Origin of the sequence: Neomesorhizobium albiziae, assembly GCF_900114255.1 — a bacterium.
In the GTDB taxonomy this organism is placed as follows: domain Bacteria; phylum Pseudomonadota; class Alphaproteobacteria; order Rhizobiales; family Rhizobiaceae; genus Neomesorhizobium; species Neomesorhizobium albiziae.
The window spans coordinates 100,275-122,178 of record NZ_FOSL01000003.1; the positions used below are offsets into that span (position 1 = coordinate 100,275).

Sequence of the window (21,904 nt, forward strand, 5' to 3'; positions counted from 1 at the left end):
GCAAGCCGTCTCGGAAGGGAACGGCTTGCCTCCGCTCGATGGCGTCCGGTCCTACCGGGCGCCATTCTTTTGTGTTCTCCCTGCTTGCGGAAGGAGGCTGGCGGAAGCCGGTCTCCTACCGGCGTGAGAGCATCTTTTTCTGCCGGGCGAGCGGGATTTCGATATCCACCTGCAGTCCTTCCGGACCGAACGCCCGCTCGATGGAGCCGCCCAGTTCGCGGGTGATGTTCATGTCGATGAGCTTGGTGCCGAAACTGCTCTTGTCGGGCACCGACAGCGGTTTCTCGCTGTCTTCCGACCATGTCAGCAAGACGGTCTGACGGCCGCCGTCGCCGTTGAGACGCCATTTGACTTTCAATCCGCCCTTGCCGCGGCCGGCATCGCCATATTTGAGCGCATTGGTGGCGAGCTCGTGAAAGGTCAGGCCCAGCGCCTGGGTCGTCGGCTCGTCGATTTCGACGGGAGGCCCAGACAGGACGCCCGCCTCAAGGTTCTTGCCGAACACCTGCTCGAGCTCGGTTTTTAAGAGTTCCTCCAGGTCGGCCTTCTGCCATTGCGACCGTGTCAGCATATCCTGCGAGGCAGCCATCGCCTGCAGGCGGGCGGCGAAAGACGCCGAAAATTCGTCGATGTTCTTGGAATGGCTGGCCGTCTGGCGGGCCATGGCAAGCACGCGGGTGATGGAATTCTTGATGCGATGCTTCATCTCCTGAAGCATCAGGTCTTTTTCCAGCAGGCTTTTTTCGGTGGCGTTCTGCAGCGTCTCGACTGCCGTGTAGGCACGGTCCTGCCATCTTGCCAGCATGGCGATCGCGCCCGCGAGAACCAGGCCGATGATGCCGAGCGATATGGGGATGATCGGTGACGCAGGCAGCTCGAACCCTGCCGTCGGGCGAAACTGCACGGTCCAGGGTTGGCCGGCGACGATCAGTTCCCGCGTCACCAGATGAGAATTGGCGAGATCGGGATTTGGCGGCACCTGCGAGCGGAAGAGCAGGTTCTCCGGCATTGCCGGCCCCTCGAAGACCTCGACATTGACCGGCAGCAGCGGGGTCTGGCCGAGCGCTGCGCTGAAAAGCTCGTTGGCCCGGAAGGCGGCGTAAAGAATGCCTGCGGGTGGGCTTGAGGGCTCGGTCGGCCGATCGACCCGCAGGAATACCAGGAAACCCGAATACACCGGGCCTTCGGCCGTCTGGCCGAACTGCACCCGTCCGGTAGCGTGGGCGCCGGGCGCCTCGATCGCCGCGTCAAGTGCCCGGCGGCGGGCGGCGTCGCTGTACATGTCGAGGCCCATTGCAGCCAGGCTGGCTTCATTCGACGGCTCAAACATGACGATAGGCAGCCTTTTGGCCTTGCCCGACTCCTCCGGCCATATCCGCCGCACTATCCCATAATCGTTCAGGATCTCCTGTTCGATGGCGGCATCATCGTCAGGCCCCGCGATCTTCAGGAGGCCGATGCCGCGCAGCCCGGTATAGGTCTTGTCAATGTTCAGTCCGGATACGAACACCTTGAACTCGTCGCCGGTTGGCTGGCCCTTATGGGCTTCAAAGAAGGCGTGCGAAGCTCTCAGCAATAACAAATGCAGGTCGATCCGGCTGCCTATGCGGGCAAGCGCGTCGTCGGCCGCGGCGGCGAACTTGATTCGGCCGGCTTCCTGGCTGGCGAAATAGGCAAAACCGGCCATCACCAGACTGGCCAGTGCCACGGAAAGGAAGACGGCGAACGGAAAGAGCTTTTTCAACGGCAGGCGTTCTCGGATGGATAACCGACCGAGTTGTAACAACTACGCCCCTCAATGCAATGCAAGGTCCGGCCCGGCCATTGGCTTGGGCCAGCATGGTGATGGGCCGCCGCCATCGAATCGAATGCCAGCTAACAATTCCAAACGGCTAGCCGCCAGCGTTCAGGCGGCGACTTTCAAGGCGCCGGGACCGGGGATGGCGCCGGATGGGCATTTCCCCAGGATGATCATGCCCAGCACCTCGTCCTTCGTCACATCCGAAGTACGCGCGGTGCCAACCACCTGGCCGTTCTTCATCACGCAGACACGGTCGGCGAGATCGAAGACGTCGTGAATGTCGTGGCTGATCAGGAAGATGCCGATGCCGTCGGCCTTGAGCTGTTTCACCAGCTCGCCGACCTGCGCCGTTTCCTGAGGCCCGAGGGCTGCGGTCGGCTCGTCCATAATCAGGATGCGGGCATTGAACAGGATGGCGCGCGCGATGGCCACCGACTGGCGCTGGCCGCCGGACAGCTTGAGAACCGGCTCCTTGAAGCGCTGGAAGCGCGGATTGAGACGCCCCATCACCTTGCGGGCTTCGGCTTCCATGGCGACGTCGTCGAGCGTGCCCCAGCCGGTGCGCAATTCGCGACCGAGGAAGAGGTTGGCGGCGGCATCGACGTTGTCGGCCAGCGCGAGCGTCTGGTAGATCGTCTCGATGCCGTATTTCTTGGCGTCGCGCGGGTTCGAAATTGCCGCTTCCTCGCCACTCACCATGATCGTTCCGGCGTCGCGCTTGTAGGCGCCGGAGAGGATTTTGATCAGCGTCGATTTGCCGGCGCCGTTGTGGCCGAGCAACGCCACCACCTCTCCCGTATGGAGATCGACGGACGCGTCGTCGACGGCGCGAATGCCGCCGAACGCGATCGAGATGTTGCGCATATCGACGAGCGGTGTGCGGGTCGCTTCCATGATGCTCTCTCCTGCTAGACGCGCTTGCGGTAGATGGTGTCGAGCCACACGGCGACGACCAGCACGGCGCCGACGACAATGCTTTGCAGCGGCGAATCGACCCCCAGAAGAACCATGCCGGATTGCAGCGACTGCATCAGCAGCGCGCCGAGCATGGCGCCGGCGATCGTTCCCGATCCGCCGGCAAGCGACGTGCCGCCGATGACCGCCGCGGCGATGACCAAGAGTTCGTCGAGCGTTCCAAGCGAGTTCGTCGAGGAGTTGAGGCGCGCCGATGAGATCGCGGCGCTGATCGCGGCAAGAACACCCATGATCATGAACACCTTCATGGTAATCCAGCGGGTATTGATGCCGGCGAGATTGGCTGCTTCCGGGTTGCCGCCGATCGCAAAGACATACCGGCCAAAGCGCGTGCGCGTGGCGATGAATGTCATCACGATGCCTACGGCGACCGCCATCAGCACCGGGATGGCGATGCCATGCGCGATGAACAGCCCTCCTTCGGGGATCGCGATCCCATTTTCTTCGGCGTACCGCCTCACGATGCCGACAGGCCAGGGATAGGAATTTGCGATCCACACGGCGCCAAGAATGAAAACGCCAATCACGGTGCCTATAAATGCCTCAGCCCAGATCGGGCGGAGTGGAAACTTGAAGCGCTTGCGTTGCCGGCGTCCGTTTATCAGCATCAAGGCAACGGCCAGGCAGGCGACGATGCCGACGACCCAGCTCCAGGTCGCGCCAATCGATCCTCGCGGTCCGCCCCCCATGAGCTGGAAGGTGGTGTCGAGCGGCGCGATGGTCTGGCCGCTGGTGATCCACCACGCCGCGCCGCGCCATATCAGCAATCCGCCCAGCGTCACGATGAAGGCGGGAACGTCCAGATATGCGATGATGAAGCCCTGCAATGCGCCGATCAGCAGGCCGACCGCGACCCCGATGGCAAGCGCAATGATCCATATCCACGGGTCGCCAAGCGGCAAACCCATCATGCGAACAAGGAAATGCACCTGCGCAAAGCCCATCAGCATGCCGACCACGCCTTCCACCGACCCCACCGAAAGATCGATGTTGCGCATCACGATGACCAGGACCATGCCCGTGGCCATGATCGCCACCGACGACGACTGGACGGAAAGGTTCCAGAGGTTGCGCGGCGTCAGGAAAAGCCCGCCGGACATGATATGAAGGCCGATCCAGATGACGAGCAGCGCGCCGAGCATGCCGAGCATGCGAGGATCGATTTCGGTCGCCTTGAGGAACCGTTGAATAGGCCCGAGTTCGGACGCACGCGCGCGGTCAGGCGACGCGTTCGAGGTCATGTCGGTCATGATTTCCTCCCGCCGGCTGCCGTCTGGGCGGATACCGGCAAACACATTTAAGAAGACGCCGCGGTTTTCGTCAAACCGCGGCGTCAAGCTCTCATGGAGGGCTTAGTTGCAGGCAGCGACGGAGCCGGCCGCTACACCCTGGCACACCACGTCCTTGGGAGCCCAGCCGGCATCGATGACGACGTTCAGGTTGTCCTTGGTGATCGCGACCGGGGTCAGGAACACCGATTTGGTCACGTTGCCGCCTGGCGTGGTGAAATCGACCACATTGGGGATTTCTTCCATCTTCTTGCCGTCGGCGAGCTGCGTGGCGATTTCAGCCGCTGCCTTGCCGAGTTCGCGAGCGTCCTTCCACACCGAAACCGTCTGCGTGCCGAGCGCAACGCGATTGAGCGCAGCGTGGTCGCCGTCCTGGCCGGACACCGGCACGGAACCGGCCAGACCCTGGGCGGTCAGCGCAGCAACAACGCCACCCGCGGTGCCGTCATTGGCGGCCACCACGGCATCGACCTTATTGTCGTTGGCCGTCAGGAACTGTTCCATGTTCTTCTGGGCATTGGCGGGCAGCCAGCCGTCGGTATAGGCTTCGCCGGCATTCTTGATCTTGCCGCCGTCGATCGCTTCCTTCAGCACTTCCATCGAACCGGCAAACAGGAAGTCGGCGTTCGGGTCGGCGCCGGATCCCTTGATGAAGACGTAGTTGCCTTCCGGCTTGACCTTGAACACTTCGCGGGCCTGCATGCGGCCGACTTCCTTGTTGTCGAAGGTCAGGTAGAAGACGTCCTTGTTTTCGATCAGGCGGTCGTAGCCGACGACCGGAATACCTTCGTCCAGCGCCTTCTGAACCGCCGGTCCGATGGCCGAGGCGTCCTGGGCCAGGACGATCAGCGCATTGGCGCCCTGACTGATCAGGCTCTCGACATCCGTCAGCTGCTTGCCGGGATTGGATTGCGCATCGGCCGAGATGTACTTGTCGCCGGCTGCCTCGATGGCCGCCTTCATGGCCGCTTCGTCGGTTTTCCAGCGCTCTTCCTGGAAGTTCGACCAGGACACGCCGATGACCTTGTCCTTGGCTTCGGCTACTGCCGAGAGCGCCATCGACATGGCAACGCCCGCCAGAATGGCGGTTGCAAACTTCTTCATAATTTCCTCCCTGCGCCGGGTGAGGCGCGATGACACTGGCTTGAGCCACTCAGGAAGCTCTTTTTTTCGAGCCTCGAAAAAATTAATGACTCAACATCCCAAGCGTGTCAATATGATTTCAACGTGGTGCCTTGCCGGTTGACGACTCTCGCAATGCATGGAAGAGCCGCAATGCAACCACGGGGGAGGAATGCCGAAAATGACGGTCGGAATCCGTCACGACGATTTGCGCCGCCGCAACCGCGCCATGGTGATCGCCGCTGTGCGCCGCGCCGGGCAGCCTTCCCGCACGGAAATCGCGGCCACCACGGGGCTCAGCCATTCAACGATTTCGGCCATCTCGGCCGACCTGATCGACGAAGGCGTGCTGGCGGAAGCCAAGGGCAGCGAAGCGCCTCTGGCCAAACGAGGCCGCCCGCAGGTGGCGCTCAGCCTTGCGCCCGGCGCCGCCTCGGTGATCACCGTCGTCTTGTCGCTCAACTACCTGTCGGCAGCCCTCATCGACTATGCTGGCGGTGTCATCGCGCAGGAACATCGGCGGCTGCCGACGCTCGGCATGGCAAAGGCCGATCTCCTCGGCGAAATGCTGGCCATGGTGAGGCGCCTGATCGCCGGCCAGTCGCCCAGCCGGCCGGTGATGCGCATCGTCATGGCGATCCAGGGCATCACCGACGCCGAAGCCCGCACCATGCTGTGGTCGCCGATCACCGCCCATAGCGACATTCCCTTCGCCGCGATCCTGGAAGAGGCGTTCGGTGTGCCGACGCGGGTCGAGAACGACTGCAACATGATCGCGGTGGCGCTGCGCTGGCACAAGCCGGACCGCTACCGCCAGGATTTCATCGCCATCCTGCTTTCGCACGGCATCGGCATGGGCATGGTGCTGAAAGGCGACCTGTTCACCGGCACCCAGTCGTCCGGCGGCGAGTTCGGACACATGATCCACCGGCCCGACGGCGCGCTCTGCCGTTGCGGCCGCCGCGGCTGCGTCGAAGCCTATGCCGGCAACTATGCGATCTGGCGCAACGCCAGGCAACGTCCAGAGGACGATGTTCCCGCCGCCGACATCAGCGACGCCGACATGGCGGACCTCGCTGCCCGCGCCCGCGCCCATGACGGCCCCGAACGCGAGGCGTTCCGCAAGGCCGGCGAGGCGATCGGCTTCGGCCTCGGCAGCCTGTTTGCCCTGATCGATCCGGCCCCCGTCGCCATGGTCGGCCATGGCGCACGCGCCTTCGATCTCATCGAGCCGTCGATGCGCGAAGCGATCGCCAAAACCGCCGGTGGCCAGCATTCGAAGGCGATATCCTTCGACACGGAGCCGGATGAGACACCATTGATCCGCGAGGGCTGCGCAATGCAGGCGCTGACCTTCGTCGATCAGGAAATCCTGGCCCCGGGCCTCACCGGCCCGCTGGTTGAAGGAAAAGACGTCGCCTGACACCGCAGCGCCGCGCGTCTGCTCAGACGCACGAAGGTCGCTGTAGCACTTTTGATTTTCTGGCGTCAGCCAAGACGAACAGACGGAGCGGAATACCCGGTTCAACCGAAATCGTTCCGCTTCAACTGTTAAGCTTCCCGGATCGCGTAGCCGGCGCCGCGAATGGTGCGGATGACATCGGGCATGCGCCCGTTGTTGACGGCCTTGCGCAGGCGGCCGACATGCACGTCGACGGTGCGTTCGTCGATGTAGATCGTCTCGCCCCAGACGTTGTCGAGCAACTGACCGCGCGAGAAGACACGGCCGGGGTGCTGCATCATGAATTCGAGCAGGCGGAATTCCGTCGGCCCGAGCCGAATCTCGCTCTTCTTGCGGTAGACACGGTGCGCTTCACGGTCGAGCATGATGTCGCCGACCTTGAGCACGCTTGACAGCACCTCCGGCTTGGCGCGGCGCAGCAGCGCCCGCACCCGGGCAATGAATTCCGGCGTTGAGAACGGCTTCACCAGATAGTCGTCGGCGCCGGTCGACAGGCCGCGCACGCGGTCGCTTTCCTCGCCACGCGCCGTCAGCATGATGATCGGCAGGCGTTCGGTCTCCGGCCGCATCCTGAGGCGGCGGCAGAGCTCGATGCCGGAAACCGCCGGCACCATCCAGTCGAGGACCAGAAGGTCCGGCACGTTTTCCTGAAGCCTGATCTCGGCCTCATCGCCGCGCGTCACGACCTCGACCTGATAACCTTCGGCCTCGAGGTTGTAGCGGAGCAGCACGCACAGCGGCTCTTCGTCCTCTACAACCATGATCTTCGGAGCAATCATATGGCTGTCGTTCCCTGTGGATCGGCTATTCGGCGAGAACCGTCAAAGAGGTCTCGTCAAGTTTCGGCCGGTGCGGGGGCAATTGCGTGCCGGTCATCACATAATACGCGTTTTCGGCGATGTTGGTGACGTGGTCGCCGATCCGCTCGAGGTTTTTCGCGCAGAACAGGAGATGCGTGCAAGCGGTGATGTTGCGCGGATCCTCCATCATGTAGGTGAGGAGTTCGCGGAACACCGCTGTGTACTGGATGTCTATCTTCTCGTCGTCGGCCCTGAGCGGCTTCAGGCCCTCGGCATCGCGCGCGACGTATTTGTCGATGACGCCCTGCACCTGCTTCAACACCAGCGCAGCCATCGTCTCGATCGAATGCGACAGGTTTCGCGGCGTCGTCGACTGACCGACCGCACCCACACGCTTGGCGATGTTCTTGGCAAGGTCGCCGATCCTTTCCAGATCGGAAGCCATGCGGATGGCGCCGACCACGGCGCGCAGATCCTGCGCCATCGGCTGTCGCTTGGCGATCAGGGTAATTGCCCGGTCGTCGAGCTCGCGCTGCTTGGCGTCCATGATCGCATCGTCGGAAATCACCCGCTGGGCAAGCGGATTGTCCGATGACAGCAGCGACTTCGTCGCCGATTGCAGCATCGCTCCGGCGAGGTCGCCCATGTCGCGCATGAGCTGGTCGATATGTTCGAGATCCTCGTCGAAGGACGCGACGGTGTGCTCGCGCATCATTCTCTCCTCGTCGTAGGTTGCGGGTACGGTGCGGGCTTAGCCGAACCGGCCCGTGATGTAGTCCTGGGTGCGTTTGTCGTCCGGGTTGGTGAACATCTTGTCGGTGGCACCCTCCTCGACGAGATAACCGAGGTGGAACATTGCGGTCCGCTGCGAAACCCGCGCCGCCTGCTGCATCGAGTGCGTGACGATGACGATCGTGTAGTTCTCGCGCAATTCGTCGATCAGTTCCTCGACCTTGGCGGTGGCGATCGGATCGAGCGCCGAGCAGGGCTCGTCCATCAGGATCACCTCGGGACTGACGGCGATGGCGCGCGCGATGCAAAGGCGCTGCTGCTGGCCTCCGGAAAGCCCGGTTCCGGGCTCGTGCAGCCGGTCCTTCACCTCGTTCCACAGCGCCGCCTTCTGCAGGCTGGATTCGACGATGCGGTCGAGGTCGGCCTTGCCCTTGGCGAGGCCGTGAATGCGCGGCCCATAGGAAACGTTCTCATAGATCGACTTCGGGAACGGGTTCGGCTTCTGGAACACCATCCCGACGCGCGCGCGCAATTCCACGACGTCGATGTTCTTGTCGTAGATGTCCTCGTCATCCAGCGTGATCTTGCCGGTGACTCGGGCGATCGAGATCGTGTCGTTCATGCGGTTGAGGCAGCGCAGGAAGGTCGACTTGCCACAGCCGGATGGACCGATCAGCGCCGTCACCTGGTTCTGGCGGACGTCGAGGTCGACATCGAACAGCGCACGCTTTTCCCCGTAATAGACGGAGACCTTGTCGCCCTTCATCTTGATGGAAGGCTCGTTGGTTCGGGTCGCTAACTTCTGTTCGACGTCGGCTTCAGTCATGATGTTCATGTCCTTTACTCCGCTACCAGCGCCGCTCGAAGCGTTTGCGCAGAATTACCGCTATGGCATTCATGATGATCAGGAACGCGAGCAGGATGAGAATGGCCGCCGACGTTTTCTGCTGGAAGCCTGGTTCGGGGAAATCCGCCCACATGAAAATCTGCACGGGGAGAATAGTCGCTGGATCCGTGAAGCCGCCTGGAATGTCGACGATAAAGGCCACCATGCCAATCATCAGAAGCGGCGCGGTCTCGCCCAGCGCATGCGCCATGCCGAGAATTGTTCCGGTCATGATGCCGGGCATCGCCAGGGGCAGAACGTGATGGAACACGGTCTGCACCTTGGAAGCGCCAATGCCAAGTGCCGCTTCCCGGATTGACGGGGGTACAGCGCGTATGGAGGCGCGCGAGGCGATGATAATGATCGGCATTGTCATCAGCGCCAGCACCATGCCGCCAACCACCGGTGCGGAACGCGGCAGCCCGAAGAAATTCAGGAAAACGGCCAACCCGAGCAGACCGAACACGATGGACGGCACCGCCGCCAGATTGTTGATGTTGACTTCGATGAGGTTGGTCCATCGGTTCTTCGGCGCAAATTCCTCAAGATAGATTGCCGCCGCAACACCAATGGGGAAAGCGATGGCAAGGGTAACCACCATCGTCAGAAAGGATCCGACCACCGCGCCCCATACGCCGGCGAGTTCCGGTTCGCGGCTCGCGCCCCCGGTGAAGAAAATAGTGTTGAAACGGCTTTCGACGAGATTCTGGCCTTTCAGCCCTTCCAGCCAGACAATCTCCTTGTCCGATATCTTCCGCGAACTCTCCGGTGCGTCGATGACCCGCAGCTTGGCTGCGCCGCTCGCTGCCTGGGCTGTGCCCTGCGGCCTGACAATCACCGTACCTTTGGCGGTGGAGCCGCCGTTCGCGGCAGGCGAGACCTGGGTCAGCTTGATGATGCCCCCGTCTATTTCGAGTAGCAACGAAGCCGCACCGCTGGTGAGGTTGAGAACTCCGTTTTCACCTTCGGTGGCACCGGCTGCGTGGGCGAACGTGAGGATGTCGCCCTTGTCGAATCCGAGGTCCACGTCGCCGCTATCGGCTGAAACTGTTACCGTCGACTGGAGCGGGGCAATACTGCCCTTGGCCGCTAGGAGGCCCTTCAGATAGAGATCGGCGAAATCATCGACCGGAACGGCGTAGTCCACCGTCTTGCCGAGCATCGAAGGGTCCTTGGCGATGTCTTGGCGCAACTGTAGCCCAGCGCCGGTCGAAATCATTCCACGCACCAGCCGCCTGTCCTGGCGGCTTGACGCATCCGGAATCTTGGCCGCCAGCGCCTCCTGTATGACTGCATCGTAGTTGACGCTGTCCAATGCCCCCGGGTCGACTTTTGCGGAGGATAGGTCGACGGGCAAGGTGATGTAGTTCATCCGCAGGGCCGGCAAGGCCTGTGTAACGATCGTCGAAAGCAGAAGCACGAGGAACAGCGCCGAAATGGCGATGGCAATGGCGCCGAGCCACTTGAACCGCTGTTCCGCCGCGTACCGCTTCTTCAGCCGCGCTTTGGCGGCATCATCGGCGTGAATGCTCCGTGGGCGGACGACGGCGCCCATTGTCGAGGTCGTATCAGTCATATTGTTCCCGATATTTCTGGACGACGCGCAACGCGACGATATTCAGCGCAAGCGTGATGCAGAATAGCACCAAGCCAAGTGCGAAGGCGGCAAGCGTCTTGGCGCTGTCGAACTCCTGGTCGCCGACCAGCAGCGTTACGATCTGAACCGTAACGGTGGTAACCGCTTCAAGCGGATTGGCCGTCAAGTTGGCGGCGAGACCGGCAGCCATCACGACAATCATTGTCTCGCCAATAGCCCGGCTGACAGCAAGCAGCATGGCGGAAACGATGCCAGGAAGTGCTGCCGGCAAAACCACCTTGCGGATGGTCTCCGACTTCGTCGCGCCAAGTCCTGCAGAGCCATCGCGCAACGACTGAGGTACTGCGTTGATGACATCGTCGGAAAGCGACGAAACGAAAGGGATGATCATGATGCCCATGACGACGCCGGCGGCCAGCGCCGATTCGGACGCCACACCGAGCCCGATGCTTTCACCAAGGCCGCGAAAGAAAGGCGCCACGGTAAGCGCGGCGAAGAAACCATAAACCACGGTCGGGATGCCGGCCAGGATCTCAAGGATTGGCTTGGCGACGGCGCGAACCGGTTTGGAAGCATAGTCCGACAGGTAGATTGCTGCCATCAGTCCCGTCGGCGCCGCAACGAGCATCGCGATGAAGGTGATCAACAGCGTTCCGACAAAAAGGGGAACCATGCCGAAAATGTTCGGATCGACGGCGCCCTGCTGCGTTCCAGCGCCGGTGAATGCGCTCTGTGGGCTCCAATGCGTGCCGAAAAGGAACTTGTGGATCGGTACCTGCTGGAAGAAGCGCAGCGATTCGAAGATCAGCGACAGTACGATGCCAATCGTGGTCAGGATGGCGACCGCGGAACACGCGATGAGAAAGACGCGCACGATGCGCTCAACCACATGCCGCGCCCGATAAGCCGGCGCAATCCTTCCGTATCCCCAGAAGAAACCGGCGATTGCCAGAACGGCGCAGATAGCCACAATGATCCAGACGCTTCTTGCATGGACCGTTTTATACAAGGCGGCAGCCGCCTCCTTGGTCGCATCAGTGAAGCCCACCACGCCACCGAAGGCGATGGCCCGTGCGTCGCGTATGAAGGCTTCGACCTGAGGAACACCCAGTCCACCGAGCTCGTTGGCGAAGCTGCTCCTTATGATATTGGATTCGATGCCCGGCGTGATCAGGGACCAGACTATCAGAGCCAGCAGCGCCGGCACTACGCTGACCAGCGCCAGGAACATGCCGTGCTGACCGGGAAGCGAGTGAAGTTTGGAGATTTCCCCGTCCACACTCGTCAACGCTCTTGATCGTCCGGCGAAATATGCGGCCAGGAAAAGAGCGATCAGCGCGAAAACCAGATAGGTGACCATTGCCGAAACCCGCAATCGCTACTTAAAAATTTTGCCAATTGGCAAACCCGAGCAAGGAATTCGGCCCGGGACAGAAGCATCCCGGGCCGAGTGAAAATTCAGATCAGGAACCCATGCCCTTGAGAGCCTTGGCATCCTCGGCCGACTTGGCGCGCTCGGCGTCCGGCAGCGGGATCAGGCCCTTGTCGGCGAGATAGCCATCGGGACCCCAGGCGGCATCCGACGTATATTCGGCGATGAATTCTTCCATGCCAGGGATCACACCAACATGTTCCTTCTTGGCATAGATGAACAGCGAGCGCGAGACCTTGTAGTCGCCGGACGCGATGTTCTCAAAGGTCGGCTCGACGCCATCCACCTTGTGGCCCTGCAGCTTGTCGGCGTTCTGGTCGAGGAAGGAGAAGCCGAAAATGCCAAAGGCATTGGCGTTGGCTTCGAGCTTCTGAACGATCAGGTTGTCGTTCTCACCGGCTTCGATGAAAGCGCCGTCTTCGCGGATTTCCGGGCAAGCTTTTTCGTTGGCAGCCTTAACTTCGTCCTGGCAGGCTTCGACCATCACCAGTTCGACGAAGGCGTCGCGCGTGCCAGAGGTCGGGGGCGGGCCGAGCACTTCGATCTTGGTAGCGGGCAACGAGGCGTCGACATCCGACCAGTTGACGTAGGGGTTCGGTACAACCTTGCCGTCGACGGCGACGTTCTTGGCCAGCGCCTTGAAGATCTGCTCTTTGGTCAGATCAACAACTGTGCCGGCTTTCGAATTCGCAAGCACGATACCATCAAAGCCGACCTTGATCTCGACCGGCGTGGCGCCATTGGCCTTGCAGGTCTCGAGTTCACTTTCCTTTATGGCGCGCGAAGCATTGGTGAAATCCGGGGTGCTTTCGCCAACGCCCGAACAGAACAACTTGATGCCGCCGCCGGTGCCGGTCGATTCGACAACCGGGGTCTTGAATTTGCCGCCCTGGCCGAGTTTCTCGGCGACAGCGGTGGTGAACGGGAATACCGTCGACGAGCCGACGATCTGAATCTGGTCGCGCGCTGCGGCGTAACCAGCCGACGCGGCCAGCGCGAACGCTGCAGCCGACGCCGTGAGCAAAAGTTTATTCATGTGGCCTACTCCTGTCCGGAAAATGTCCTGACGCCTTTTCCAGCGTCCGCAGAGGCCATAGCGCCCGTTTGTAACAGTTGGATGACAGTTTTATGTCGGCTCGGTAAAGCCTGAAACCGTCTGTCACAAAGTCGTGAGACGCCGCACCCGGACCATTCAATTTCGTTTCGCGGAATCAGTCGCTTGCCGATACAACCATTTGTTGAGCCGGCAAATCATCAAATATCAGGCGGAGAGGTGATAGAGTCAGCCAGCGTTCCGCCGGTCCTGCATCTCGCGGGCCCAGTGGGCTACCTTCTCCAGCAAGGCCTTCGGACTGATCGGTTTCGACAGATAGTCGTCCATTCCAGCCTCGATGCAGCGCTCGCGATCGCCCTTTAGCGCATGCGCAGTGACGCCGATGATGGGCACCCTGGTGCCCATTCCTTCTTCCAGGCCCCGGATCGCGCCGGTGGCCTCGAGGCCGTTCATCACCGGCATCGAAACGTCCATCAGGATCATGCGCGGTTTCATCTTGCCGAATGCTTCGACGGCGCGCTGTCCGTTGCCGACGATCTCGAAACTGTAGCGGGTTTCGCCGAGGATCTGGCTGAAGACCAGCTGGTTCACCTCGTTGTCCTCCGCGACGAGGATATCGACATGGTGGTCGTCGCTCGTGGCGGCCCGGCTTTTCTCGCGTGTTGGCGCAATTGCGCGCAGCGCCATGCTCATCGCAGCCGCCGAGAAGCCGCCTTTCGGCGCGGCGGAACCGGCCGGCGCCGGTTCGTCGATCTCCTCATGGTGATGCATGGCAAGCGACGAACGGTGTTTCTGGATGGTAGAAACCAGTGTTTCCAGCAGCACCGACGAACGCGTCGGCTTGATCAGTTGCGCATCGATGTTGAGGTCGCGGTAGCTGACGTTGGAGAGCGACTGGTCGACCGAGGTCAGCATGACGATCGGCGTGTCGGCGATCTCCGGCGTCGCCCGGGTGATCTGCGCGACTTCGGCGCCTGTCATCATCGGCATCTGGTAGTCGAGCACGACGCAATCCACTGGCACGCCACAGGCCGCCGCAGCCTTCAGCACCGCCAGCCCCTCCGGGCCGTTTTCCGCGGCGCAGGAATCGAACGTCCACGACACCATCTGCTCGGTGAGGATCGCGCGATTAACCGCGTTGTCGTCCACAATCAGGATGCGCGCGCCGGAAACGTCGAGCGGCGTTATCCGACGCGTGCTGCGATTTCCGGCATGCGGCAGCTCGACGGTGAACCAGAACGTCGACCCCCGGCCCTCCGCGCTTTCGACCCCGATTTCGCCGCCCATTAGCGCGACAAGCCGCGACGTGATGGCCAGTCCGAGCCCGGTGCCTTCGTGGCGGCGGGTGGACGAGGAGTCGACCTGGCTGAACTTTTCGAAAACCTGGCTGAGCTTGTCGGCAGGAATGCCGATGCCGGTGTCGGTGACCCTGATCGTCAGCCTGGTCCGGTCGATTTCCTTGTCACCGGTCACGTCTACCAGCACATGGCCGGAATCGGTGAATTTCACCGCATTGCCGAGCAGGTTGGTGATGATCTGCCTGATGCGCCCGACATCGCCGACATAGAGTTCGGTGAGTTTCGGCTCAACCCGCACGATGAGTTCGAGATCCTTTTCCTTGGCGCGCGTCGAGACCAGCGTCGCCACGTCCTCGATCGCCTCGCCGAGATTGAAGGGCGCCGGATCGAGCACCAGCTGCCCGGCATCGATCTTCGAGAAATCGAGGATGTCGTTGATGATCGTCAGCAACGCGTTGCCGGATTTGACTATGATGTCGGTAAACGTCTTCTGCTTGGCGTCGAGGTTCGATTTGGCCAGGAGTTCGGCCATGCCGAGCACGCCGTTCATCGGCGTGCGGATCTCGTGGCTCATATTGGCGAGGAATTCCGACTTGGCGCGGTCCGCCAGCACCGCGCGGTGCTGCGCTTCGCGCAACTCCTGCTCGCGCAGCTTCAGTTCGGTGATGTCGGTGGTCGATCCGATCAGGTAGAGGGAACCGTCGGAGGCGGTCATCACGCCCTTGCGGGCGATCTGATGGCGCGTGCTGCCGTCGGCGTTGCTGGCAATCTCCTCGACCTCCTGATTTTCCCCTGTCTTCAGCACGGCGATATCGCCGTCCATGAAGGCCCTGCCGTCTTCGCCGAAGATTTCCGCATCGGTCAGGCCGATGGCCTCTGCCTTGGAAAAGCCGGTGAGGTCGCACCAGCCCTTGTTCACATAGTAGAGTTTGAGATCGGGCCGCTTGGCGTAGATCGCCACCGGCACATTGTCGATCAGGCTGCGGAAAACCTCGTTCTCGCGCAGGCTTTCCGTCAATTCGATCTCGCGGTGCTTGATCTCGGTGATATCGGTGCTCGACCCGAACAGATGGACCGAACCGTCGATCGCCACCAGACGGCCCTTGCGGGTCATCAGCTGGCGCACCGTGCCGTCGCGGTGGGTGACGGCCTCCTCCATTTCCAGCCGCTCTCCGCTGACGCCGACGGCGGTATCCGCCGCGGTGTAGCTTTCGGCCTCGACCGCGCCGAACAGTTCGGCATCGGTCCTGCCGACGGCTTCCTCCTTCGAAATCCCGGTGATCGCGCACCAGGCCTTGTTGACATACTCCAGTCGGAGGTCTTCACCCTTGATGTTTGCCGCGACCGGCAGTTCGTCGAGCACGTGCCGGTAGAGATCGATCTGCCGCATGCTTTCGCGCAGCGCCTTTTCGCGCTGCTTGAGTTCCGTGATGTCGACGCGCACGCCGATGAAGGTGCCGTCCTCCGTCCTGGTGTCGAACACCTGGTACCAGCGGCCGTCCTGGCTCAGCCGCTCGTAGACGGCGTGGCGCGCCCGGTGCCGCTGCATGTAGCGCTCGAGCCAGCTTGCCGGATCGGTGTCGTAGAGCGCATCGATCTTGGGGTCGCCGCTGTCCCGGAAATAGCCGACGGAATGGCCGAGCCTCACCGTTTCAAGCAGGCTGTAGCCGCCGTCCCACGCGGGCTGCAGAGCTGGCAGCGCCGCCTGCAGCTTCTTGTTGGCGAGCACGAAATTGTCCTCGCGATCGAAGATAACGACACCGGCCGGTAGTGATTCCAGCACGTCGACAAGCCGCTGGCGCATTTCCGTCGCCTCGGTTTCCCGGTGCTTCATTTCCGACACGTCGTAATAGGAGATCAGCCGCTTGCCATCCGACAGCGCCGTCACCGAATAGATCATGGTGCAGCCGTCGGCGCGGCGAAACTCGCGCGGCGCGACATCGCCGGCGCGGATCTCGTTGAGCCGCATTGCGACATAGCCTTCCCATTTGTCGTCGGAAACCTGGTAGATGCCGCTGTGGCGGTTGATGTCCATCAGTGCGCGGAAAGGCGAGCCGACACCGACGTCCTGCGGCGTCACCTGCCAGATTTCGTAGAACGCGCGGTTGATGATTTCCGCGTTGAGATCAGCATTGACCAGAACGATGCCCATCCTGAGGGAATCGAGCGTACGTTCGAGATCGGCGAGCAGCTGCTCGCCCCTGACATTGGCGGTTGCCAGTTCGGCCTCGCGCGCCTTCATCCCGGTGATATCGGTGCAGAAGGCCATGGCGCCGCCATCGTCGGTGCGCATCTCGCGATGCATGACCCAGCGCCCGTCGGTGAGTTTCAGGGTCGACTGCGACTGCTGTTCGTTCCGCCGCGTGCCGACAACACGGTCGCGCCACTCCTGATTGCTGAGTCCCTCGGTATCCCAGATCCCCCTTTCGAGGCCCGTTTCGATGAATTTCGAGAAGGCGAGACCGGGGCGGATGATGTCCTGCAGCCCATGGTAGATCGTCGACATCGCCTCGTTGTAGAGGACCAGGCGGTCATCCCCGTCGTAGTAGCAGAACGCATCGTTCATGACGTTGAGCGCGGCCATCATGCGCTCGGCGTTGGTTTCCCCGGCGATGGCTTCTTCGGCCGGCTGTTCCTCTCTCCAGGAGCGCGGTGGCTGCTTGGATTCGGGACTTTCGTCCTCGAGCGTGGCAACGAGCCCGGTCACATTGCGGCCGACACCGCGATAGCCGAGAAAGGCGCCGTCGTTGCCGAAGCGCGGATAGCCGGAAGTGGCGATCCAGCGGCAATCTGCACCTCCGCCGGCAAGCTCGTAGACGAAATCGCGGAAAGGCCGGCGCGCCTCGAGGTCGGCGAGATGCGCCGTGGCGCTGTCGCCGCCCTTCAAGGTCTTCCTGAGAAAATCGAAACGAAAATGGCCAAGCACCTTGGCCGGGGAAATGCCGGTAGTCTCTTCGTAGTTTCCTGACAGCCACGAGAACCGCAATTCGCTGTCGGTTTCCCAGATCCAGTCCGAGCCGACGCCGATCAGTTCGCGCAATTCGCCGATGGAAACCGTGCGCGCGCCGCAATCGGCCGCGCCCTCGATGCACGCGACCGCGCCCTGGCCAGCCGAAAATAGCGCCTCGGCTGCGCCTTTCTGTTCCGACATTTCCTGCCCATCCCCCAACGCCACGGCAAACCCACCCCATGCCAAGGTCCGCTCGGTGGAATGTGCCGGAGATGCGTTAAGGATTAGCTAACCTTAATGTAGCGTTTCGGCAGTTTCGCCGCCGCTGGATAAGCGTCACCAAAAGATGGAAATGGCCAGGAACCTGCCAACGACCAGGCGTCGCTGGCTTGTCGATGGCTATGGTGATTTGGAGTGGGAGAAAGTCCTGGTACGCCCACGGGGAATCGAACCCCGGTTTGCGCCGTGAGAGGGCGCTAGCGATATCCATAACAAGTCCGCAGTCGTCCGCAGGAATCCGCTGAACGTAAGGCATTACGCAACAAGCGTTCGTGCTTGTCCGCATTGATGCGCCAATATATATTCGACGGATATTCGACGCTTTGGAGTGACGCATGGCAAAGACGCTGACAGAAGCGGCGATTACGACCCGGAATGCGCGGGCAAAACTGGAGCCCGGATTGTATTTCAAGGGCATCGATCCCGAAGTGCACCTCGGTTATCGAAAGGGAAAGCGCGGGGGCGTCTGGCTCGTACGCTGGCGCAACTGGGGGCCAGGGGCAAATTATCTACAGACGCCGCTTGGCACAGCCGACGACGAGCTTAAGGAGGGCACGCTCGACTATGAAGGGGCGCGCCGTGCAGCGCGGGCGGCTGTCGAGAAGGCGCGGGCGGAAACGAAGGCTGCCGCGCAAGGACCGGCGCTCACCGTGCGCTTGGCCGTCGAAGCGTACATCGCAGACCGTGACGCTCGCGACAGCCGCCGGAAGGGCCGGCAGGTGCGGTCGGACGGTGGGCGACGACTCACGCGCTACATCCTGGGCCAGCCCACGCGCGGTCGTGGCAAGGCCATTGCAGCCGCGCCATTGGCGGACGTAGCGCTGTACGCCTTAAAGGAGGCTGACTTGCTCTCGTGGCGCGCTGATCTGCCAGATGCAATGAAGGCGACGACGAAACAAAGGCTCATCAACGATCTCAAAGCGGCGTTGAATGGAGCCTACACCGCGCATCGGGATCGGCTCGACGCAAATGTCCCGGCAGTTGTCAAACATGGTTTGAAAGCTGCGGCGCGCGACGATGATTCTGTTTCGGTGGCGCGCGATAACCAAATCCTCACCGACGGGCAAATCCGTAAGCTCATCGGGGCGGCGCGGGAGATTGACACTGAATACGCGTGGGACGGCGATCTATTCCGGCTCGTTGTCGTACTCGCGGCGACAGGCGCGCGGTTTTCGCAAATCTCCAGAATGCGCGTGAGCGATGTTCAGCGCGCGGCTGGCCGGCTGATGCTGCCGGTCTCGCGCAAGGGCCGGGGCGGGAAATCGGGTAGCGTTCCGATTCCAGTCGGAAAGGACGTGCTTGACGCGCTGATCCCAGCTGTGATGGGTCGTGGGAAAGATGCGCCGCTATTCGAGCGTTGGCGGCACAAACAGGTGGCCGGCAGCATTCGTTGGGAGCGCGATAAACGCGGGCCTTGGCAGTCCGTCAGTGAACTTGCCCGACCGTGGGACGCGATCCGGGAACGGGCAAAGATGCCCCAGGTGATACCCTATGCGCTGCGGCATTCCTCGGTCGTGCGCGGCGTCCGTCAGAACCTTCCGATCCGGCTGGTTGCGGCCCTACATGATACTTCCGTTCCGATGATAGAGCGCCATTATGGCCGATACATTGCGGACGGCCTGGAGGAACTGGCTGCTAGGGCAATCGTGCCGTTGGTCCCTGCTGTCGATGGGGATAAGGTGATCCGAATGGCGGAGAACCGATCATAGTTCCGCTCGTCCGCAACCGTCCGCACCAATTCTACCGAACAACTATCTGTGTGCGAAATGACATATCAACCCGATTTTGAAAGGAGCGGGCTGATATGGCACACACTGACAAGCTTGCTGGAAAACTTCTGCTGAATGTCAATGAAGCGGTTGCGGCAACGGGTATTGGGCGTTCGTCACTCTACGAACTCATGAGGGTGGGCGAACTGCCGGTCGTGAAAATCTTTTCGCGAACCTACTTCCGACCATCAGACCTTGAGGCTTTTGTGGAGCGCCGCCTCGTCCGACCAGTCGAGCGTAAAGCCGCCTGATCGCTGCCCTGCCGGGGCAAAAGGAACGCCCCGGAAACGAATTTCCGAGGCGGCGAAGTAGAATAATGATCCTGTTGCAACAATAGCAACGATGCCGCCCTCGCGCAACCTTGCGAGGCAAGACTATGAAATCCGACTATACCCCGAAGTTCCCGCGCTCGATTAGCGCAGGGGACTATCGCCTGCCGCTTGATCATCCCGATGTAGAGGCGGTCGGTCGACGTGCTGACCGTCTCTATCAGACAGCACCGCTCAGCGATGATGAGCGCGGGCTGCTCATAAAAAAATATGCCGGCTTAGAAGACGCCGATCGGTTCCTTTCGGGGTGGCTTCACGATCGGCTGTTGCCGGAAACCAATCTGCGTCCGCAAAGACCTTGGTCGGGAGGCGGTGTCGTTGGTGCGGTAACTGAACATCACGTTGGCTTTGTCGCGCGTGCGAGAGAATATATTGAAAAGCTGGAACGGCGACATCCTGCGACCATCGCTGATCCAGAGATGCACGATCGCCCCGTTTTGGTTGATGATGATCTCGTTGAGGAATACTCGAACCTTGGCGATCTCGAAGGCCAACCCGGCGACGACATATGAACGCGCCGGCAAATGTGACCGTGCCACGTCAGCCCACACGAGACGGCGCACGCCCCGTCATTCAATACATTGAGAGCGAGCTTCCTCGTTGCGTGACGCAGGCCTGTCAGGCGGCCGTTGATGCCGCCGCACCCATTTACGCGCGCGGTACGTCTCTGGTTCGCCCGGTGCATATCGCGACGACGACGCACGCGAATGATGTCAGACGGATTGAGGGCGCAACCGTTCTCGTCCCGGTCGACAAGGCGGCGCTGGTCGAGATTTTTACGACGCTGATCGATTGGAAGAAATGGGACATGCGTAAAGACGATCTAAGATCGATCGCCTGCCCGTCAATCGTCGCCGAAACGGCGTTGGCTCGCCGGGGCGACTGGCCGTTTCCGCAACTTCGTGCCGTTGTCTCTGCTCCGACGCTTCGCCCCGACGGCACTATTCTTAGCAACAAAGGGTTCGACACACAGACCGGCATCCTATTTGTCTCGGAATTGGAATGGCCGATATTAAGCGATCAGCCTTCGAAACGTGACGCTCAAGCCGCCATGGGTGTTCTGCGTGGCCTGTTGGAGAGTTTCCCGTTCGTAGGCCCCGCTGATCGGTCTGCGGCCCTGGCGATGATCCTGACGGCGCTGGTGCGGCCCTGCTTGCCAACTGCGCCGTTGTTTGGCGTGAACGCACCGACACCCGGAACCGGCAAGTCGAAACTGGTCGACCTCGCCGCGATCCTGGCGACTGGTCAGGCGGCGGCGGTGCTGTCCGCGCCTCGGGAAGAGGCGGAACTTCAAAAGCATGTCGGGTCTGTACTGATGGCCGGCGATGCCTTCATCACGCTCGACAACATTGAGTATCCGTTGCGTTCCGAATTTCTCTGCCAAGTTCTCACACAAGGCGCTGTCGCCGTGCGCGTGTTGGGAGAAAGCCGGACGTTGAAACTGCCTACCGGTTCGACGTTCTGTGCAACGGGCAACAGCCTGCGCTTTGCTGGCGATCTGACCCGCCGCGTGGTTCTGATCAATCTCGATGCGAGGGTGGAGCGCCCGGAGGACCGTGTTTTCAAAACCGACGTGACAGCCACCGCGAAAACTCGTCGTATCGAATTGGTGAGTGCTGCGCTCACCGTCCTGCGTGCATTTGTTGTCCAACGTGGCCAACGGATCGCTCCACCGCTCGGTTCGTTCGAGGATTGGTCGAACCTAGTGCGATCGGCCTTGGTCTGGATCGGCGAGGCTGATCCGTTGCTGAACGCCGGGAAGGTCCGCGACGATGATCCTGAGCGCGAAAGAACCGCCGCCATCCTGAATGCATTGCCGATAGGCGACCCCTGGACGGTCGGCAAGATATCCCGAATGATCGACCTGGACCTTGAACAACATCCCTCGCAACGCCGGCATGATGTGCTGATCGACGCCCTGGGCGAATTCATCCAACGCGGCGCTCTCAACAAGCAGCGGCTCGGACACTTCTTAAGAAAGCAGGCTGGCCGCATCGTTGGGGGAAAGCGGCTTGTCAGTTGCGGCCATGATCGGACGAATGCTGCCACGTGGACGGTCGAGGCAGTTTGACGGGGCGATTATATGTTCGACAACCCGGACCGGTGTAGGAATATGATCCTGACAGGCC

Annotated in this window: 16 protein-coding genes and 1 tRNA gene; 5 read left to right on the forward strand and 12 right to left on the reverse strand. The window is 61.5% G+C overall.

Annotation, left to right across the window (positions count from 1 at the left end; translation table 11 throughout):
• Nucleotides 1-115 precede the first annotated feature (115 nt).
• From F3H98_RS06980 to xylF, 4 genes are all read right to left on the reverse strand, one after another.
• Complete coding sequence (locus F3H98_RS06980) at nucleotides 116-1,744, reverse strand: CHASE domain-containing protein (RefSeq protein ID WP_149759412.1); 1,629 nt, start codon at nucleotides 1,742-1,744, stop codon at nucleotides 116-118.
• Nucleotides 1,745-1,906: 162 nt separating this feature from the next.
• Nucleotides 1,907-2,695, reverse strand: coding sequence for an ATP-binding cassette domain-containing protein (locus F3H98_RS06985; protein WP_149759413.1), 789 nt, complete (start codon nucleotides 2,693-2,695; stop codon nucleotides 1,907-1,909).
• A 14-nt stretch (nucleotides 2,696-2,709) separates the two neighbouring features.
• Nucleotides 2,710-4,026 carry a sugar ABC transporter permease gene (locus F3H98_RS06990; protein WP_149759414.1) on the reverse strand — a complete coding sequence of 439 codons (1,317 nt, stop codon included), beginning with the start codon at nucleotides 4,024-4,026 and terminating at the stop codon, nucleotides 2,710-2,712.
• Nucleotides 4,027-4,128: 102 nt separating this feature from the next.
• Nucleotides 4,129-5,169: a D-xylose ABC transporter substrate-binding protein gene (gene xylF, locus F3H98_RS06995; RefSeq protein ID WP_149759415.1), complete on the reverse strand. Its 1,041-nt coding sequence runs from the start codon at nucleotides 5,167-5,169 to the stop codon at nucleotides 4,129-4,131.
• Between the two features lie 199 nt (nucleotides 5,170-5,368).
• Between xylF and F3H98_RS07000 the strand changes: the two genes are divergently transcribed.
• Nucleotides 5,369-6,610, forward strand: coding sequence for an ROK family protein (locus F3H98_RS07000; RefSeq protein ID WP_149759416.1), 1,242 nt, complete (start codon nucleotides 5,369-5,371; stop codon nucleotides 6,608-6,610).
• A 128-nt stretch (nucleotides 6,611-6,738) separates the two neighbouring features.
• Here F3H98_RS07000 and phoB read toward each other — a convergent pair whose 3' ends face one another.
• The 8 genes from phoB to F3H98_RS07040 form a co-directional block, all read right to left on the reverse strand.
• Entirely contained in the window at nucleotides 6,739-7,428 is a 690-nt protein-coding gene (phoB, locus tag F3H98_RS07005) for a phosphate regulon transcriptional regulator PhoB (protein ID WP_149759417.1), read from the reverse strand.
• 25 nt (nucleotides 7,429-7,453) lie between these two features.
• The gene (gene phoU, locus F3H98_RS07010; protein ID WP_149759418.1) at nucleotides 7,454-8,161 is read right to left on the reverse strand and encodes a phosphate signaling complex protein PhoU; all 708 of its coding nucleotides are present in this window, start codon (nucleotides 8,159-8,161) and stop codon (nucleotides 7,454-7,456) included.
• A 39-nt stretch (nucleotides 8,162-8,200) separates the two neighbouring features.
• Nucleotides 8,201-9,016: a phosphate ABC transporter ATP-binding protein PstB gene (gene pstB, locus F3H98_RS07015; protein ID WP_149759419.1), complete on the reverse strand. Its 816-nt coding sequence runs from the start codon at nucleotides 9,014-9,016 to the stop codon at nucleotides 8,201-8,203.
• Nucleotides 9,017-9,029: 13 nt separating this feature from the next.
• Entirely contained in the window at nucleotides 9,030-10,643 is a 1,614-nt protein-coding gene (gene pstA, locus F3H98_RS07020; protein ID WP_149759420.1) for a phosphate ABC transporter permease PstA, read from the reverse strand.
• The gene (gene pstC, locus F3H98_RS07025; protein WP_149759421.1) at nucleotides 10,636-12,024 is read right to left on the reverse strand and encodes a phosphate ABC transporter permease subunit PstC; all 1,389 of its coding nucleotides are present in this window, start codon (nucleotides 12,022-12,024) and stop codon (nucleotides 10,636-10,638) included. The genes pstA and pstC overlap by 8 nt, the downstream gene beginning before the upstream one ends.
• A 103-nt stretch (nucleotides 12,025-12,127) precedes the next feature.
• Complete coding sequence (locus F3H98_RS07030) at nucleotides 12,128-13,132, reverse strand: PstS family phosphate ABC transporter substrate-binding protein (protein WP_149759422.1); 1,005 nt, start codon at nucleotides 13,130-13,132, stop codon at nucleotides 12,128-12,130.
• Nucleotides 13,133-13,378: 246 nt separating this feature from the next.
• Entirely contained in the window at nucleotides 13,379-17,599 is a 4,221-nt protein-coding gene (locus F3H98_RS07035; protein WP_149759423.1) for a PAS-domain containing protein, read from the reverse strand.
• A gap of 227 nt (nucleotides 17,600-17,826) precedes the next feature.
• Nucleotides 17,827-17,947: transfer RNA gene (locus F3H98_RS07040), tRNA-Glu, on the reverse strand.
• Between the two features lie 65 nt (nucleotides 17,948-18,012).
• Here F3H98_RS07040 and F3H98_RS07045 point away from each other — a divergent pair.
• The 4 genes from F3H98_RS07045 to F3H98_RS07060 all read left to right on the forward strand — a co-directional run bounded on the left by F3H98_RS07045 (nucleotide 18,013) and on the right by F3H98_RS07060 (nucleotide 21,846).
• On the forward strand, nucleotides 18,013-19,386 hold the full coding sequence (locus tag F3H98_RS07045) for a tyrosine-type recombinase/integrase (protein WP_149759424.1): 1,374 nt from the start codon (nucleotides 18,013-18,015) through the stop codon (nucleotides 19,384-19,386).
• A gap of 95 nt (nucleotides 19,387-19,481) precedes the next feature.
• Nucleotides 19,482-19,697 carry a helix-turn-helix domain-containing protein gene (locus F3H98_RS07050; protein WP_149759425.1) on the forward strand — a complete coding sequence of 72 codons (216 nt, stop codon included), beginning with the start codon at nucleotides 19,482-19,484 and terminating at the stop codon, nucleotides 19,695-19,697.
• Between the two features lie 125 nt (nucleotides 19,698-19,822).
• Nucleotides 19,823-20,287: a hypothetical protein gene (locus F3H98_RS07055; protein ID WP_149759426.1), complete on the forward strand. Its 465-nt coding sequence runs from the start codon at nucleotides 19,823-19,825 to the stop codon at nucleotides 20,285-20,287.
• On the forward strand, nucleotides 20,284-21,846 hold the full coding sequence (locus F3H98_RS07060; RefSeq protein WP_149759427.1) for a hypothetical protein: 1,563 nt from the start codon (nucleotides 20,284-20,286) through the stop codon (nucleotides 21,844-21,846). Before F3H98_RS07055 ends, F3H98_RS07060 begins: the two co-directional genes overlap by 4 nt.
• Nucleotides 21,847-21,904: the final 58 nt, after the last annotated feature.

Bases quoted from the DNA above. Each gene is read 5' to 3' on its own strand.
- phoB (WP_149759417.1), bottom strand. From the start codon at position 7,428: ATGATTGCTCCGAAGATCATGGTTGTAGAGGACGAAGAGCCGCTGTGC.
- F3H98_RS07060 (WP_149759427.1), top strand. From the start codon at position 20,284: ATGAACGCGCCGGCAAATGTGACCGTGCCACGTCAGCCCACACGAGAC.
- F3H98_RS07030 (WP_149759422.1), bottom strand. From the start codon at position 13,132: ATGAATAAACTTTTGCTCACGGCGTCGGCTGCAGCGTTCGCGCTGGCC.
- F3H98_RS07050 (WP_149759425.1), top strand. From the start codon at position 19,482: ATGGCACACACTGACAAGCTTGCTGGAAAACTTCTGCTGAATGTCAAT.
- F3H98_RS06985 (WP_149759413.1), bottom strand. From the start codon at position 2,695: ATGGAAGCGACCCGCACACCGCTCGTCGATATGCGCAACATCTCGATC.
- pstB (WP_149759419.1), bottom strand. From the start codon at position 9,016: ATGAACATCATGACTGAAGCCGACGTCGAACAGAAGTTAGCGACCCGA.
- xylF (WP_149759415.1), bottom strand. From the start codon at position 5,169: ATGAAGAAGTTTGCAACCGCCATTCTGGCGGGCGTTGCCATGTCGATG.
- F3H98_RS07035 (WP_149759423.1), bottom strand. From the start codon at position 17,599: ATGTCGGAACAGAAAGGCGCAGCCGAGGCGCTATTTTCGGCTGGCCAG.
- F3H98_RS07045 (WP_149759424.1), top strand. From the start codon at position 18,013: ATGGCAAAGACGCTGACAGAAGCGGCGATTACGACCCGGAATGCGCGG.
- F3H98_RS06990 (WP_149759414.1), bottom strand. From the start codon at position 4,026: ATGACCGACATGACCTCGAACGCGTCGCCTGACCGCGCGCGTGCGTCC.
- F3H98_RS07055 (WP_149759426.1), top strand. From the start codon at position 19,823: ATGAAATCCGACTATACCCCGAAGTTCCCGCGCTCGATTAGCGCAGGG.
- F3H98_RS07000 (WP_149759416.1), top strand. From the start codon at position 5,369: ATGACGGTCGGAATCCGTCACGACGATTTGCGCCGCCGCAACCGCGCC.
- pstC (WP_149759421.1), bottom strand. From the start codon at position 12,024: ATGGTCACCTATCTGGTTTTCGCGCTGATCGCTCTTTTCCTGGCCGCA.
- phoU (WP_149759418.1), bottom strand. From the start codon at position 8,161: ATGCGCGAGCACACCGTCGCGTCCTTCGACGAGGATCTCGAACATATC.
- pstA (WP_149759420.1), bottom strand. From the start codon at position 10,643: ATGACTGATACGACCTCGACAATGGGCGCCGTCGTCCGCCCACGGAGC.